Origin of the sequence: Marinomonas algarum, from assembly GCF_020532605.1 — a bacterium.
Classification (GTDB): domain Bacteria; phylum Pseudomonadota; class Gammaproteobacteria; order Pseudomonadales; family Marinomonadaceae; genus Marinomonas; species Marinomonas algarum.
Window position 1 is genome coordinate 1 of sequence record NZ_JAJATW010000035.1, and the last position, 16,094, is coordinate 16,094.

The following is a 16,094-nucleotide window of genomic DNA, read 5'->3' on the forward strand; positions in this document are numbered from 1 at the left end:
GGTAGGTCATTTTGAAGTGTTTTCATGGGATGGATTATACCAATCAAACACCTTACTCGTCATGATATCGATAGGTTAAATGTGGGTGTGCTTCTTGTAAATTGAGAGCCAGGCCATCTAGCAACCAATTAAGCTGACGAGGTGAGATTTGAATAGACAATTGTTCGTCATCAATACCAGGCCACTGAAAATGCCCTTTTTCGAGCCGCTTATAATGCAACCAGAAACCATTTGACGCCCATTGCAATATTTTGACTTTATCGCGCGCTCGACCGCAAAAGACAAAAATATGATCACTACAAGGCTCTTTTTTCAGATCATAGGCGACAATATTGCATAAACCGTCAATGGCTTTACGCATATCAGTTGGCCCACAAATGAGAGTCACATTGAGTTGAGCAGAAGTGGTAAACATAAGTCTTTTATTCCTATGAAAGAAAACAAAAGACTTTATGGTTTTTAACAAGGATTAAAACGTGTGGTTTAGCTGACGCTTACGATAAAATACAAACAACGGGAAGATATGCTGATTGGTGCTGTTTGGGCGATTGGCATGGCCATTGGTCTTTTGGCCATCGCTAAAACACCTGGGTACAGCACACATTTAATGAGTTATTTGTTGGGCAATTTGTTACTGGTGAGCCGTGATCAAGTGGTGATGATGGTTGGGTTGAACTTGCTCATGTTGCTTCTGCTTGTACTCTTACATCGTCCCTTAATGGCGACCCTAGCCGATGAAAAGTTTGCCCGTTTACGTGGCGTAAAAACCAACCTGCTGTATCTGGGTTTCTTGGTCATCATTGCACTGGCTACGGTGATTCTTGTGCACTCGGTGGGTCTTATCTTAGTCATGGCACTGCTCACCTTACCTGCAGCGACTGGCTTATTATTGACCTCAACATTAGGGCGACTTATGCTGATTGCAACGCTGTTGTCGGGTTTGAGTATATTTGGTGGCTTAGCCGTTGCTTACGAGACAGACTCCCCAACCGGGGCCGTGATTGTATTACTGGCTGCCACGATTTATTTAGTCATCCTTATTGTTAAGAGTAGATACAGAAAAAGGATATAAGCCTGCCAACAAGCGTGTTAAAACGGACACCCTGTTGTTAATTTAACCTCAAAATATGAAAAGGAATGATTCATGAATATAAAAAGTCTATTCGTCGCATCAACATTATTCGCCTCTGTTTACACAAGCCCTGTTTTAGCGGAACCTGCCGATGGCTTAAATGTATTACTGACGTCCGCGGACCATCAAACGCAACTGATGGCCATGGTCTTATCGATGCAAACGATAAAAGCACACAACAAAGACGTGAATATGCTGCTGTGTGGCCCTGCCGGAGCGCTTGCGCTCAAGGAAACAGAAACACCCACCTTAAAACCGCAAAACGTGTCCCCTACCATGTTATTGAAAAAAATCATGGGCATGGGCGCGTCAGTAACGGTATGCCCACTGTATTTACCGAATGCCAATAAAACCGCTACAGCGTTGATGGAGGGTATTACTGTGGCGAACCCCGCGAAAATAGCCGGAAACCTTTTAAATAAAGACATGCAAAATTTATCTTATTAAGGTCACTATTTTCTTAGTCAGTATTTTCAGTAAGCATCTTAAGCAAGCACCAAGATAATACACAGGCCCACAGACCAGTGGTCTTTAAAAAAGTCTCTAATGGCGGCATAAAAGGAAGTATGCGGCCTACCGATTCAGGAAAAGTCCACTCTATTGCGTTGTATATCACGCTTAATTGAAACCACCGCCGATGATTCGTTTGACGATGATTGTGTACGCCACGATTCCGGCAACACGCTACACAGTAGAAGGCTTACGAAATGTGCCACCGTCTTTGCACGAAGCTGCGTCCATGTCTGGTTTAAACCGCTTACAGCGACTGCGCCATATTGAGTTGCCTCTGGCATTTCCGCACATACTACTCGGGATCAACCAAACCATTATTTTCTCTTTGTTTATGGTGATTATTGGGGCTTTTATCGGCACCGATGACCTTGGGCAACTGATCATGCAGTCCCTATCTAGGGCAAATGGTATGGGGCAAGGGATCTTGCTTGGTTTGTGTGTCGCCTTTATTGGTTTGGCCGCGGACCATTTGATTCACACCTGGTCGAATAGTCGTAAAAAAGCACTCGGTATCGCTTAATGGCACTCAATGAAAACGCTGTTCAGTTCACTGAAGGGCGTTTTCATTTATCCCGCATTTCTTGTCGGCGCATCGGCATTGCATCAATATCATCAAATATGATGTCGAGCTCCATGTCCGCAAGACGTGTTTTTACCCCACCATCTTTGCCAATGAGCACCATACGACGACCACCTATTTGATAACGCTGACGCACTTGAGCCGCAAAATTTTCATGGACTTGGCCTGGGTAATTTGTCGTAACGTTATGGCCATCCAGCACAAACCACAGCACATCACGATCTTTTATCTCAGCCGCTTTTTCCTCTAGATAAGCAAGCGTATCAAGTCGGTTCACCTCATTATCAATAAGAATCACTCGGTACTGCCATCGTAGATCTTGAAGACTCGACAAAAGACGTGAGTCATTGGCTTGTATGGAAAAAGTAAGCAGTAATGAACAGATCAACACCAAATGTCGCATTTTACCTCCACAAAGGATAATTATTTCTTACACATATCAACGGTAAACAGCCTAATCCAGCTTCTATTTTCTTACCGTACTTAACATGGTTACTTAATTTGCATTCACAAAAAAGGAAAATAGTATGTTAAAGAAAATCATCTCATTACCTCTTATTATTGCAAGCTTTATGTTGATGTCTGTTGCTCATGCTGACCATCATGGTATGAAAAAAGACATTGTTGATGTTGCTGCTGAAAATGGCTCTTTCACCACCCTTATTGCGGCCGCCAAAGCTGCTGGTTTGGTTGACACCTTAAAAGGTGACGGTCCTCTAACAGTATTTGCACCCACTGATGACGCGTTTGCTAAGCTACCAAATGGCACAGTAGAAACGCTATTGAAACCAGAAAACAAAGACCAGTTGGCGGCCGTATTAACTTACCATGTCGTCCCTGGAAAAGTCATGGCGGCCGATATCGTCAAAGTAGACAGCGCTAAAACAGCACAAGGTCAAAACCTAGCCGTGAAAGTAGCGGATGGTAAAGTGATGATTAACAACGCGACCGTTATCATGGCGGATGTTAAAGCCAGTAACGGCGTCATTCACGTCATCGATACAGTTTTACTGCCTCAGTAATATTCTCCACACTTGACCGCTTGTATCACGGTCAGTGACATTTGTAACAAAATAAAACGGGGCCTATGCCTCGTTTTATTTGTGTCAAATCGAGAAAGTCCTATTCAAAGGGAATTAAACCGTTCATCTAGAGTCCTATTATCTGTATATTAGAGACAGTTAACATAACTCAACATAAGAGACGACTATGAAAACGTTACGCTTTATTTCTATTTTAGAAGGGACTTCTTTAATACTGTTACTTTTTATTGCTGTGCCGCTTAAGCGTGCAATGGGAATGCCAGAGATGGTGAGCTTGATAGGCCCGATTCACGGCGGTTTGTTTATCCTATTTAATCTACTACTGGCCAGCAGTATTCCGAGATTCGGTGTTAGCGTGAAACACGCCTTAATTGGTTTCGTAGCTTCTTTACTGCCATTCGGTAGCTATATCTTTAAAGCTAAAATTCTTAACAAATATTAAATGGATCTCAACAAACACAGCGTAGAAGCAGGCTTCGCTGTGTTTGTTCATCAAGGCATGAAAGGCAATTACGCAGACACTTTTTTCACAAATTGTGATTTCAGCATCATGTCACCTGCCCCATCCACTTTACAATCGATGTCATGATCACCGTCAACAAGGCGCTTAATCGTCGCCTTTGTACCAATCTTCAAGACCTGTGATGACCCTTTTACTTTTAAGTCTTTTGCCAAAGTCACCTTATCGCCTTCTTCTAGCAACTTGCCGCTCATATCCTTAATGATCAAAGCATCTTCATCGATGATGACTTCATTTGGATTCCACTCATGCGCACATTCTGGGCAAATCAGCATGTCTTGATCTTCATACACATAAGTTGAGTTGCACTGTGGGCAATTTGGAAGACTCATAATTTCACTACCTTTTTGGCTTGGTTAAAACGAACAAAATACAAAGGCACATTATACCCCTATTTTTCATGTGGTGTTTATCCACATCCCTCTATATTAATAGGAATGTTATTCCATGCCTTGATAATAGTGCTCGATCCACTGAGGCAGTGCTTCGGCAGGGATGGCTTTTGAATAATAGTACCCTTGTGCATACTCACAGCCAATGGAGGCTAAAAAGTCCTGTTGCTCTGGGGTTTCTATGCCTTCCGCCGTCACAGTCAAGTGGTATGATTTTGCAATGGACACAATGGCCTCTAACATCAAACGGCCACTCTTATTTTTTGACTCTATAACAAAACTACGGTCAATTTTCAGGTTATCCAATAACAACTTACCTAGGTAACTCAATGCCGAATAGCCTGTCCCAAAGTCGTCTAGGCATATTTTAATACCCGCAGCCCGTAAAGCTTTTGCGTTCATCTGTACCTGATCGCCAATCGTCAACAAAGCATCTTCCGTTACTTCCACTTCGATGGATTTAGGATCAATGCCGTGCTCTTCGATACAATGAATCAGATTATCCACGATGCGTTTAGAGCCAAAGTTTCTTGCTGAAATATTCACTGCAACCGGCGTCTGAGCAGTAAACAAGGTGGGGTTACTTTTGATGACGTGCAACGCTTTTTGGATAACACATGTGTCCAGCTCAAACAGCAAATTCAACTCTTGCGCCGTTTCGATGATTTCTGGAGGAGAAATATAATCGTATTCCTTCGTAAACCAGCGCATCAGTGCTTCATAACCGACGATTCGACGACTTTTGAGGTCGATTTTAGGCTGAAAAAACACATCAATTTTAACGTCACGAATCGCTTCAATCAGTATCTTCTGGATGCCCTTTTTACGGGTTGCCGCCTGATGAATGGAATCATTATAAGAAGATAAAAAGTCTCCTTGTTGACGAGAAAACTCTAAAGCCATGAGAGCACGCTCTATGGCGTCTGGAAAATGATCGTCTTTCCCAGTAAAGCAAGTGGTGCCGACGCGAATATCAGAGTTAATATCCCCAATGGTATTGCGCAGCTCCGCTTGAATATGGTCGGCTTTTCTCTCAATTTGTTCACTCAATGTAAGAGTCGCATTTAATTCAATCAACAATAGAAAACGACTGGCTTGCAAGCGTGAGCAATGCAAAAAATGAATTTGCTCCGTTAATAAGCGCGCAATCTCTGCCAGCATTTTATCGGCTAACAGTTCGCCGTTTAACACTCGAATACGGTCGAAGTCAGTGAGTTCAAACACCACAAAACAGACATCAGCACGACGGTGATCAAACAGAGTTTGTACATAATCAGGCAGTGGTAACTGAGTAACGGAATCAAAGTTTTTAAGCAAAAAGGCCTGATTGGTCGCATCGACTTTTTCTGACACATCAATACCGACACCTTGGATATGGTCACCAGCATTGTCCTTGACGCGCTTGAACCACCATTCCACCTCAGTACAAACATGATCATGCACCATCATAAGGGACACTTTGAGTTCATTCGACAGGCCATTTTCAGAGAGTGAAAACAGTAAATTGGTTTCTGCTGCAGAAGATTCAGCCACACAGTCAAGAAACTGACCACCCGCTACCTGGCCGTCTAAGAATTGTTGCGAAAACACATTATTCGCTAGGATAATATCGCCGCTCAACGTCAAGCGAACAATGAAAACACCTTCTGAATCAAACACACTACGATAGCGGGTATCAACACGCTCTAACTGTTTAACAACACTTAAGTATTGGGATAGGTCATGGCAAATACCAACAAAGAAAACCGTCTCATTGCTTGCGTCCCCGCTGTCTACGTTAGCTCGCCCAACGGATAAGTGCATTTGAAAAGCGTCGCCATTCTTTTTCAATGCCGTCACTTCACGGCCTTTACCAATAATGGCGTTTTTTCCTGTTTCCATGTAATGACTTAGGTAGGAGTCATGATGTAATGCCTCTTTTTTTGGCATTAATACAGACACATTGTGACCGACAACCTCTGACTCACTGTAGCCAAATAACGCTTCAGCAGAAGGGGAAAATGACTCGATAATACCGCGACTATTAATGATAATAATCCCATCGGCGGCGGCTTCAAATAAAGCTTTGTAAAGAGGGCTTTCCTGATGAATATCCATAGTGTGTTATCTGAACCTTATTGTCTGATTCTTATCTTCAATACTAAGAAGAAATCTATTGTGTTGCTGTGTCGTTAAAAAACATGCCACTAAGCAACCTCTGCTTGGCATTGCTTCATCTAAATCAACGTATCAGACGATTAACGTACCTGTTAAAAACATCCCATCGATGAAAACACGTATCAATGACGTTATTTGACGTAAATATTGTGTTTTACAAAGTGCTAAAACACGAAAATCTCACTCATAAAACAAGAGGAGCACTATATAGAAAACGATAAGAACATGTATTATTTTAGCGCAAATTCTGAATCTTTTTGATGTATATCATTTTATTTACACAATCGATCGAGAGGCTCTAAAAAAATACCCTAGAAGATCGCCTTTTCGTTGCAAATGAACGCATTTTTTAACAAAAAAACACATTTTATAGTGCTTACCTTGCCACAAAAACCCCACCGAACCAATGTGTCTTTTAATACGTAACCACCCCATGAACCATTGATAAATAGGAAGATGATAATGAAATTGGGTGTAGTGTGGTTTGGGGACGATCTCCGTTGTGCCGATCAAGAGTTGTTGTGGCGTGCCGCACAAGAAGTTGATCATCTTGTTTGTCTATTTTGTGATGAGCCTCATAGCCAGCGGCCCAGCCGTTATGCGACACAAGGCATGTCTCAGCATCGCCGTCGTTTCTTACAGCAAGGCTTGGATGATATGGCTGCGCAATTACAACAGCGTGGGCAAACCTTGTATGTGAGTGCACTGGATGCGTTTACCAGCTTGTCTTTGCTGTTGAACGCAGTGCCTATCTCTCATCTATACCGCAACCATCATGGTGGCTGGGATGAGCAAATGGCACTCAAACGTATTAAGGCTGCGTTTCCCGATGTCACCGTCCGCCTCGATTATGGCTTAAGCTTGTTTAAGCCCAATCAACTGCCTTTTGATGTCGCTGACTTGCCAGTGTCTTTTTCCAAATTTCGTCGACTGGTCGAAAAAATCGAGTTAGGCATTCCTTTGCCTGCCGTCTCAACCTTACCGCCCGTTCCAACGTTTGATATTCAACAAATTCAGCCTTGGCATTCCACGTCACTCAGTCGTACCTTGGATGAGAACAGCCCTTTTGCTGGCGGTGAGCAGGCCGCAATGGATCAACTCAGTGATTACTTTTCCACCGATTTACCTCTGCACTACAAAGAGACACGAAATGAACTGGATGGCTGGGAAAATTCAACAAAATTCTCACCCTGGCTCGCACAGGGCAGCGTATCACCACGACAAATCAAAGCCAGTTTAGACGTCTATGAACGTGATCATGGGGCCAATGAATCCACCTATTGGATTTATTTTGAACTGTTATGGCGTGAATATTTCCACTGGTACGCGACACGCTATGGCAAACAACTGTTTTTACCCGGTGGGTTGTCTAATCGCCCAGCACAAGGCAGTTATTATGCTGAACGTTTTCGCAAATGGAGCCAAGGCAATACGCCTTACCCCATCGTTAATGCCTGCATGAAGCAGCTGAACGCCACTGGCTTTATGAGCAATCGTGGTCGCCAAATTGTTGCCAGTTGCTTAATTTATGAATTTGGCATTGATTGGCGTTATGGTGCGGCCTACTTTGAAGAACAACTTGTCGACTACGATGTCGGCTCAAATTGGGGCAACTGGCAATACATTGCAGGGGTTGGCGCAGACCCGCGTGGCGGGCGTCGCTTTAATTTGAAGAAGCAAACCGAACAATACGACCCCAAACAGCGCTTTATTAAAAAATGGCAAGGCCAACAGTTTGACGCACAACTCGATTCGGTTGATGCCGCTGACTGGCCTATTAACCCTCGTTCATGATGTCTTGCTGATTCATGACAACGGACAAAAGCCAACAACAAGCGCCCGTGGTGGTGTGGTTAAAACGTGATCTACGGGTCACCGACCACGCCCCACTGGCCAATGCCATCGCGTTACAACGCCCCATTATCTTGCTGTACCTTTTTGAGCCCAGCTTGCTCGATGACCCGCACTACGACGAGCGCCACTGGCGTTTCGTTTGGCAATCTTTGTGTGATATCAAACAAACCCTCACGCCCTACGGCGGAAGTCTGTCTATCCGTGTGGGAGAAGCATTATCGGTTTTTAGTGACCTCTATCAGCGCACTCAGTTTGACCGGCTGTTTAGTAGTGAGGAAATTGGCTTAGGTATCACCTTTGATCGCGATCGTCAGGTCAAAAAATGGTGCCACCAGCATCAAATCGATTGGCAAGAATCCCCCACCGGGGCAGTGATTCGCGCACTGCCGAACCGTCTTTCATGGGACGAGGAATGGAAAAAAGTCATGCGTGCGCCGCTGATTGACGTCTCCCTTGAAGGGGTTGATTGGGTCGACCTCGGAGACGATCAGACATCGTCCTTGCCAGATTCTTGGAAGCACCCCCAAAAAGGCATGCAAACAGGCGGTTCCACCCTTGCATGGCGCACCCTAGAAAGTTTTTATGAAAGCCGTGGTAAAGACTATTACCGATCACTGTCCAGCCCACTCAGTAGCCGCTCAGCCTGCTCTCGGTTGTCGCCTTACTTGGCTTGGGGCAACATTAGCCTACGGGAAGTATATCAGGATCTGCTATCCCGTTGGCAAACCAAAGGCTGGCGCCGTACCTTAATTGCGCTCAGTTCCAGGCTGCACTGGCACTGTCATTTTATGCAAAAGTTTGAAAGTGAATGCGCCATGGAGTTTCGCCCCGTCAATCGGGCCTACTATCACTTCCCCCACCGTCAAGATGAACAGGTCGCAACGGACTTATTGGCGTGGCAACAGGGGCAAACAGGCTATCCCATGATCGATGCTTGCATGCGTGCCCTGCAAGCGACCGGCTACATGAACTTTCGTATGCGCGCGATGATGGTGAGCTTCTTGTGTCATCATCTGAATATCGATTGGCGTTTGGGCGTCCACCATTTGGCCCGGCTGTTTTTGGACTTTGAACCCGGCATTCACTATCCGCAGTTTCAAATGCAAGCCGGCATGACGGGCACCAATACCATTCGGATTTATAACCCCGTCAAACAAGGACAAGACCAAGACCCTGAAGGCGAATTTATTCGTCGTTGGGTACCCGAATTAAAAGAAGTACCGGCACCGCTGATTCACGCGCCATGGGACATGTCACCGATGGAAGAAGCCCTTTACCAATGCCATCTTGGCGAAGACTACCCTCACCCGATTGTGTCTTTGACAGAAGCCGGAAAAGCCGCACGCGACCGGCTTTGGGGGTACCGAAAAAATCTCGACGTACAAAAAGAAAAGCAACGTATTCTAGCCACCCACGTGCGTGCGCCTAAGCGCGCCAAATCCGTGAAAAGATCCTCAAAAGGTGACTCATGACTCAATATCACACTCTTCGCGTCTTACTCGGAGACCAACTTAATGCCGCTCATTCTTGGTTTCGCCAGAAAGACGACGGCGTTTTATATTTAATTGCGGAATTGCACCCAGAAGCCACCTACGTCACGCATCATGTGCAGAAGCTGTGTGCGTTTTTTCTGGCCATGGAAGGATTTGCTAACGCCCTTGAAAAAGCGGGGCACGCGGTGTCTTACTTAACCCTTGACGAAACAAAGCGTGATACACAGCCCCAGTCCCATGAAGAGGTCATTTTGTCCGTGGCCGCCCAACACCAGATCACACACATCGAGCTACAACAACCCGATGAATATCGTGTCCAGCAACATTATCAAGAGATGATGGCACGTGCTTCAGGCTTAACCTTTAGCTTGGTCGACAGCGAACATTTTTTACTGCCATTCGACGACATTCCTCGCTATTTCAAACCGAAAACCAGCGTACGTATGGAAAACTTTTATCGCAAAATGCGCCAGCGCTTTAATATCTTAATGGCCGGTGAGAAAGAGCCCGAAGGGGGCAAATGGAATTATGACAGCGCGAACCGCAATAAGCTCAAAGCGCAAGATTTAGCCGCCATTCCTGAGCCGTTATGTTTTCAACATGATGCCGCTCATGTGTTAGCACGACTTGAACGCCATGGCATTCAGTCAATCGGCAAAGCCGACTCTCAATTACTCTGGCCCGTGACACGTCAAGATGCCCTGCGCTTATTAGACTATTTTTGCGAACATCTACTGCCTAACTTTGGTCGCTTTCAAGACGCCATGACCAGCAAAACACCCCACAGTTGGAGCCTTTACCACTCACGACTCTCGTTTGCTTTGAACTGCAAACTCATCGGCCCCAAACAAGTCATCAAGGCAAGCATCAAGGCTTATCAAGACAATGACGACATTGATATTGCACAAATCGAAGGCTTTGTTCGGCAAATCCTTGGCTGGCGCGAATACGTGCGCGGCATGTATTGGGTCAATATGCCCGACTACCAAGAACAAAATGCCCTCAATGCACAACGAGACTTACCCAGTTACTTTTGGACCGGCGACACCAAGATGCATTGTTTATCCAGCGCCATTGGCCAATCCCTCGACTACGCCTACGCGCATCACATTCAGCGCCTGATGGTCACAGGCAACTTCTGTATGTTAACCGAGGTTCAACCAGAGCAAGTCGACGAGTGGTACTTGGGCATCTATGTGGATGCACTTGAGTGGGTCGAAATGCCTAACACACGGGGCATGAGCCAGTTTGCGGATGATGGCTGGATCGCCTCCAAACCCTACGCCGCCAGCGGCAGCTATATCCAAAAAATGAGCGACTATTGCGGTTCGTGCCATTACAAGGTGAAAGAAAAAACCGGCGAGCTGGCCTGCCCACTTAATAGCTTGTATTGGAATTTTATGGTGAAACACCGAGAAAGGTTAGGCAAAAACCCTCGTATTGGGATGATTTATGGCAACTGGGACAAACAAAGCGACGCACAAAAACGCGCCGTTTTGAACAGAGCCTCTTGGTGCCTAGAACATCTCAACGAACTGTAATGCCGCATTTGAATCAGTAGACAGCGGATCAGTTTGACGGTGACGCGGCGGCTCTTCTCTGCTGGTACAAAAACCACAGTCCTAGCGCCGCGGCCAACGTGCCGGATACTGACCCAATCGCAATGGACCAACGGGCACCGAAGAAATCCGCTACCCAGCCGACTAACGGTGCCCCCAGTGCGGTGCTGCCCAGCATGGTCGCTAATACAATCGCCATCACTCGTCCTCGATAGCGCTTTTCCGTGGCAACCTGCATATAAGACACGGTTGACGTTGTCAGCAGTTGCAGACTCAGCCCCAATGTAATCAGCAACACGGCAAATACCCAAAAACTTGCACTCATCGCCACTAGACCACAACTCAAAGCAAACAAGCCCGCCACCAAGATAATAAAGGAAAAAGACGGAGCAGAGCGACGACTGGCCGTCACCAAGGCGCCTGAAATCGAACCAATCGCCATCATAGAAATCAAGAAGCCGTATTGATCAGCATGACCTTGAAACACATGCACGGTCATCGCCGATAAATACACGGAGAAGTTCATACCCAAACTGCAGATTAAGAACGCCATCAGCAAGATAATCGTCATTTCTCGGTGTTGCCAAATATACCGAAAACCGTCTAAAAACTTCGGTTTATCGGTGTGGTTTTTACCCTTATCCAAGGAGATCGACGGTAGTCGTGTTTTGAATAAATACAAGGCAGTCAACAAGGGAATAAACGACAACACATTGATCATAAACACCCAGCCGGTGCCGATCAACGCGATCAATACACCCGCCACCGCAGGACCAATCAAGCGCGCAGAATTAAAGGACACCGAGTTTAACCCCACCGCATTCGACAACTCTTTTTCACTCACCACATCTGAAACAAACGCATGTCGAGCCGGGGCATCAAAGGCCGCCACACACCCTAACGCAAACGCACACGCGCACACTTGCCAAAGCACCACATGACCACTCAATACCAGCAAGCCAAGAATCAGTGCCAAAACTGCCATAAGCCATTGAGTGGTAAACAACAACTTACGACGATCTAACTTATCGGCCGCCCAGCCCGTCAGAGGCAATAAAAAGATTTGCGGCGCAAACTGCAAAAACACCACCAAGCCCACCGCTGAGGCATTCTTATCCGACAGCTCGGCAATCACAATCCAATCTTGCGCGGTACGCTGCAACCAAGTACCGAGATTCGAAATAAACGCCCCCATAAACCACAATCGGTAATTTGGGTTAGCAAAAGATCGGAAAGCACTGCTCAATGGGAGCTCCTTGTTAAATATGACCACCGTGGGAATACCATTCTTCATGGGCAGCAAGGCCAATTGGGACGAGCACATCGAAGGCGTGCCCGCCTTTGACAGCATGCCAAGCTGATACAGACAAACTCACCCAGTCTGAAATTCAATCTATTGTAGATTCATTCAATTTCTAAACACATATTAAAATAAATATCTCTCTTTTCTATTAAAGTATAGAATTTCAAACAGCGCCCTTGTATCTTATGGCGCGATATTAATGAGATATAAGAAAATCGTTGAATTATAGTCAAATTTTATATGTTCTCACTTGTATTATTCCCCTCACTTATTCTAAGTAAATAATTTGTACTGGCTTCTTTCAGGAGAAATAAATGGCCTTTGATTATGGTTCAATTGATTTAGGGTTAAAAAACCCCTTCAAAAAGGAAGGAGTAGCGACCGCGATTCGTGGTTTAATTCAATCTGCTCTTGGTATTTATCTTTTAACGGATGCTATTGGCTATATTCAGACCAGTAAAGTCGCTGGGTGGCTTTTCGTTATTTTTGGCGTTTTCTTGCTTGGCGTCGGCTTCAAAGCCTTAGGCAGTGGCATATTTGCGACCTTACGCTATTTTGTTGGCCGTAATCACCCAACGTCTCTTGCCTATAACCACAGCCCTTCTGAATCCAGTACCGCTGCGGAAGAAAAAGGCAGCTTAGCCTACTCCCAAAAAACCTTGAAAGAGATGCTCGTAGGTCGTAAAAACAGCTCTTTCATAGAGCCTATCGGCTTCCTCGCACGCTTATTGCACAGCCTTGTTCCTAAACTGCTCTTTATGCCTTACCCAATTCGGAACCTCGTTCAACGCCTTTTTGGTGCTTGGGTAAAAACGCTGATTGCACTGATATCTTATGGCTGTGTCGCCTTTATCTCTCTTACTGGCTTAGTCGGCATTGCAGGTGAAGTCACCTTCCCCATTTATTCTGTTGCCCTGCTCTTTTACGTTATTGCGGTATGGCGCAGTGCTTCTCGACCATTAACACGTAACGCAGAGTTAAATATTGAATCTTTAGGCTCTAGCACCATTGTCAAAGTGGTCACTTGGTCATTGATTTTACCTGCTGTCGTTGCTGTCGGCTTAACTTGGTGGGTAGACAACTCCAACATGGCGTGGTCTGACATTGCAGAACTTCAGTCTTATCTTCCCACTTTACACACTTACCTTTATTTAATCGCACTTTTTGTTATCTCAACCATTGGCACAGGTTTAGTCGGCGTCATGCTGTTAAAGCGTTTGAAGCATGCCAATCCATCCACCACCGTCTCCGAGCTGCGTGAAAACTGGCAAGAATCTGTGCACCCTAATGAGATCTTTATTAACCTTGATAACCTCGTTATGGCAGACCGTCGCTATGCAGAAGTGCCTAACCGAGTATATGAAGCCCTCACCCCTGAATTAAATGAACAAGCTGAAGGAAAAGGCACCTTTCATGGCAGTTTAATCCAAGAAATTCAGCCAAAGTTTAAATCAATGGACTTAGGTCGTGATTTTTCTATCGTCAGAATTCTGACGCTTGTAACCGGTAACGCCTTATTTGTTGTATCCAGTCTGCTTACCTTCGCTTTAGCATATGCTGCACTCGATGTTTATAATGCAGGCTCAAACATGGCAAACTCTTCCCTTGAGCGCTTTGTTAATGACAGTGACTTTCTGTCGTTTTCAGAATTACTAATGTATGCCCTACATCTTATTCTGATAGGTATGGTTGTAAAATCTTTTGCCCGTCTTTTAACAAATGCCGTACATATATTCTTTGCTGAAATGCAGTTTGAATCCTTAATGATCTACTTCAAATGCGAGGGGACATTTAAAGAATCTAAGTTTTCTGCTGGTACTGGTATTCATGACAGTATCCGCTCTGAAAATACCTTGATCCAAAGCAGTATTACGCCTTGGATTATTGTGACTCGCATTGTATCGACGACGTTTGCAGCAACAGGCATTCGTAACCTTGAGCACCCTAGATATATTCTAGAAATGCATAAAGATGATCAAGAACTCGCCAGCATTAAAAATGATGTCGTTTCTTTCCTAAAAGATCGAGAATCTTTATCTGCCATTACAAACGAACGAGATCTAGGCAGTGCATCACAAATTTATCAGCTAAACCAACAAAACCGTGCTTTTGACCCTGAGGCTCAACGTCAACCGACAGCGATCAGAAAAGAAGAAGAGACCGCGGGCTTTTTACGCCAAAGAGACGAAAACACACCAGTAGAATAACGCCTTAACGCAGTGATTAGTCATGAAAAAAGAGATCAAAATCATCAGATTTGATCTCTTTTTTTACTTCTGAGTATGAGTACTTCTGTTCAACCCAGCTACAGCGCACTCAAGCGCTGAGCGGCCTCTCACAGGGTGCCGTCTTCTTTGGCAAAAGATCAGAAAACATTGCTCAATTGAAATCCCTTACCTCTTTTAGTTATCGACCGCCTAAATAATTAAACAACAAATATCATATTTCAGGTGTTTTTCTAAAAACCGACTGGAATTAGTGAAGACTCATATATTATATTTGAGTCTTCTGATTTACAAAGTTGCACCAGCGCGTGCAGTGGCAATACAGGGAAAAGTGCACAGTTATGGCTATTTTTCGCCTTTTCCACGGTTAGGAAATCACCATCGAGGCGACCATGACATTATTTAGCGGTAAGGCACAAAGCAAGAAAATCGAAGTGTTAACGGCACAAAATGCAACGTTACAAGCTGAGAATCAGCAACTTAAAGAACAGTTACAACACCTTGAACAACAGTACCACAATGCCTCCCTCGCTCAACAAAGAGAATCGCAACTTGATGCGCTGATGGACTATCAGAATACCAACAGCAAAACATGCTTAGCCGATATCCAATCCAACTTATCAGAGGCGGTTGACGCCGCAAAGCACATTGCGCAATGTCGTTCTGCCATTCACAGCGAATTCGAAGGGTTAAAAACACACATTCAAAGCATGTCATCCGGTTTTGTTGCCCTTGAAGGCGTGGCCACACAGTCATCCGAATCCGTCGATCAGATGTCATCAAGAGCAGAAGAAGTCAGCTCAATATTGACCTTAATCCGCGGCATTGCCGATCAAACCAATTTACTGGCACTTAATGCCGCGATTGAAGCCGCACGGGCTGGCGAACACGGTCGTGGGTTTGCCGTTGTCGCAGACGAAGTCAGACAGTTAGCAGGCAAGACCCAACTGGCGATTACCAACATCAGCGACATCATAGTGGCGATGCAAGACAACGTGCAGTCCGTCTCAACCGACTCTAAAACCGTATGGGATACGGTTTCCAGCATCGGGGACATTTCCAGTAATCTAGAGTCAGGCATCAATAACATCAATGAGGTGGTGGGTGAATATTTCCAAGATGTCGCACTGGTGTCAGACAGCGTCTTTATGAGCTTGGCAAAACTCGACCATATCCTGTGGAAAACCAACACCTATTTAGTTGTCCCTGAATAACTCTCAACCTATTGAATTTATTGTGTTTTTATTAGATAGTTTATGTCTAAATCTTGCTGTAAATACAGTGTAAGGCCCAAAAAGTTGCAGAATCGGTGAGTTTTATGAA

Annotated in this window: 14 protein-coding genes and 1 pseudogene; 10 read left to right on the forward strand and 5 right to left on the reverse strand. The window is 45.0% G+C overall.

Features of this window, described 5'->3' with window-relative positions; all coding sequences use genetic code 11:
- Positions 1 to 52: 52 nt before the first annotated feature.
- Positions 53 to 415, reverse strand: a complete 363-nt coding sequence (tnpB, locus tag LG368_RS14415) for an IS66 family insertion sequence element accessory protein TnpB (protein WP_226753460.1) — start codon at positions 413 to 415, stop codon at positions 53 to 55.
- 84 nt (positions 416 to 499) lie between these two features.
- On the opposite strand from tnpB, the gene LG368_RS14420 reads away from it, so the two are divergent.
- The 3 genes from LG368_RS14420 to LG368_RS14430 all read left to right on the forward strand — a co-directional run bounded on the left by LG368_RS14420 (position 500) and on the right by LG368_RS14430 (position 2,165).
- Complete coding sequence (locus LG368_RS14420) at positions 500 to 1,072, forward strand: metal ABC transporter permease (protein WP_226755426.1); 573 nt, start codon at positions 500 to 502, stop codon at positions 1,070 to 1,072.
- A 72-nt stretch (positions 1,073 to 1,144) separates the two neighbouring features.
- Positions 1,145 to 1,579, forward strand: a complete 435-nt coding sequence (locus LG368_RS14425; RefSeq protein WP_226755414.1) for a hypothetical protein — start codon at positions 1,145 to 1,147, stop codon at positions 1,577 to 1,579.
- Positions 1,580 to 1,769: 190 nt separating this feature from the next.
- Positions 1,770 to 2,165, forward strand: coding sequence for an ABC transporter permease subunit (locus LG368_RS14430; RefSeq protein ID WP_226755415.1), 396 nt, complete (start codon positions 1,770 to 1,772; stop codon positions 2,163 to 2,165).
- Positions 2,166 to 2,208: 43 nt separating this feature from the next.
- On the opposite strand, the gene LG368_RS14435 is transcribed toward LG368_RS14430, so the two are convergent.
- Positions 2,209 to 2,628: a DUF4174 domain-containing protein gene (locus LG368_RS14435; protein ID WP_226755416.1), complete on the reverse strand. Its 420-nt coding sequence runs from the start codon at positions 2,626 to 2,628 to the stop codon at positions 2,209 to 2,211.
- Positions 2,629 to 2,752: 124 nt separating this feature from the next.
- Here LG368_RS14435 and LG368_RS14440 point away from each other — a divergent pair, with 124 nt between their 5' ends.
- Together LG368_RS14440 and LG368_RS14445 are read left to right on the forward strand one after the other, a co-directional pair.
- Positions 2,753 to 3,247, forward strand: a complete 495-nt coding sequence (locus tag LG368_RS14440) for a fasciclin domain-containing protein (RefSeq protein WP_226755417.1) — start codon at positions 2,753 to 2,755, stop codon at positions 3,245 to 3,247.
- A 187-nt stretch (positions 3,248 to 3,434) separates the two neighbouring features.
- The gene (locus LG368_RS14445; RefSeq protein ID WP_226755418.1) at positions 3,435 to 3,710 is read left to right on the forward strand and encodes a DUF3817 domain-containing protein; all 276 of its coding nucleotides are present in this window, start codon (positions 3,435 to 3,437) and stop codon (positions 3,708 to 3,710) included.
- A 68-nt stretch (positions 3,711 to 3,778) separates the two neighbouring features.
- Here the strand turns inward: LG368_RS14445 and LG368_RS14450 are convergent, their stop codons facing one another.
- Positions 3,779 to 4,120 carry a zinc ribbon domain-containing protein YjdM gene (locus LG368_RS14450; protein WP_226755419.1) on the reverse strand — a complete coding sequence of 114 codons (342 nt, stop codon included), beginning with the start codon at positions 4,118 to 4,120 and terminating at the stop codon, positions 3,779 to 3,781.
- A gap of 108 nt (positions 4,121 to 4,228) precedes the next feature.
- Complete coding sequence (locus LG368_RS14455; RefSeq protein WP_226755420.1) at positions 4,229 to 6,277, reverse strand: EAL domain-containing protein; 2,049 nt, start codon at positions 6,275 to 6,277, stop codon at positions 4,229 to 4,231.
- A gap of 522 nt (positions 6,278 to 6,799) precedes the next feature.
- Here LG368_RS14455 and LG368_RS14460 point away from each other — a divergent pair.
- Genes LG368_RS14460 through LG368_RS14470 form a run of 3 tightly spaced genes read left to right on the forward strand, consistent with a single transcriptional unit; the run spans position 6,800 to position 11,225 of the window.
- Entirely contained in the window at positions 6,800 to 8,131 is a 1,332-nt protein-coding gene (locus LG368_RS14460) for a DASH family cryptochrome (protein WP_226755421.1), read from the forward strand.
- Positions 8,132 to 8,145: 14 nt separating this feature from the next.
- A complete protein-coding gene (locus LG368_RS14465) occupies positions 8,146 to 9,663 on the forward strand; it encodes a cryptochrome/deoxyribodipyrimidine photo-lyase family protein (RefSeq protein WP_226755422.1) in 1,518 nt (505 codons plus the stop codon).
- The gene (locus tag LG368_RS14470; RefSeq protein WP_226755423.1) at positions 9,660 to 11,225 is read left to right on the forward strand and encodes a cryptochrome/photolyase family protein; all 1,566 of its coding nucleotides are present in this window, start codon (positions 9,660 to 9,662) and stop codon (positions 11,223 to 11,225) included. Before LG368_RS14465 ends, LG368_RS14470 begins: the two co-directional genes overlap by 4 nt.
- Positions 11,226 to 11,253: 28 nt before the next feature.
- Here LG368_RS14470 and LG368_RS14475 read toward each other — a convergent pair whose 3' ends face one another.
- A complete protein-coding gene (locus LG368_RS14475; RefSeq protein WP_226755424.1) occupies positions 11,254 to 12,489 on the reverse strand; it encodes an MFS transporter in 1,236 nt (411 codons plus the stop codon).
- Between the two features lie 371 nt (positions 12,490 to 12,860).
- Between LG368_RS14475 and LG368_RS14480 the strand changes: the two genes are divergently transcribed.
- Both LG368_RS14480 and LG368_RS15640 read left to right on the forward strand, forming a co-directional pair.
- On the forward strand, positions 12,861 to 14,753 hold the full coding sequence (locus tag LG368_RS14480; protein WP_226755425.1) for a hypothetical protein: 1,893 nt from the start codon (positions 12,861 to 12,863) through the stop codon (positions 14,751 to 14,753).
- An 821-nt stretch (positions 14,754 to 15,574) separates the two neighbouring features.
- A pseudogene (locus LG368_RS15640) lies at positions 15,575 to 15,985 on the forward strand (methyl-accepting chemotaxis protein); the annotation flags it as partial.
- Positions 15,986 to 16,094: the final 109 nt, after the last annotated feature.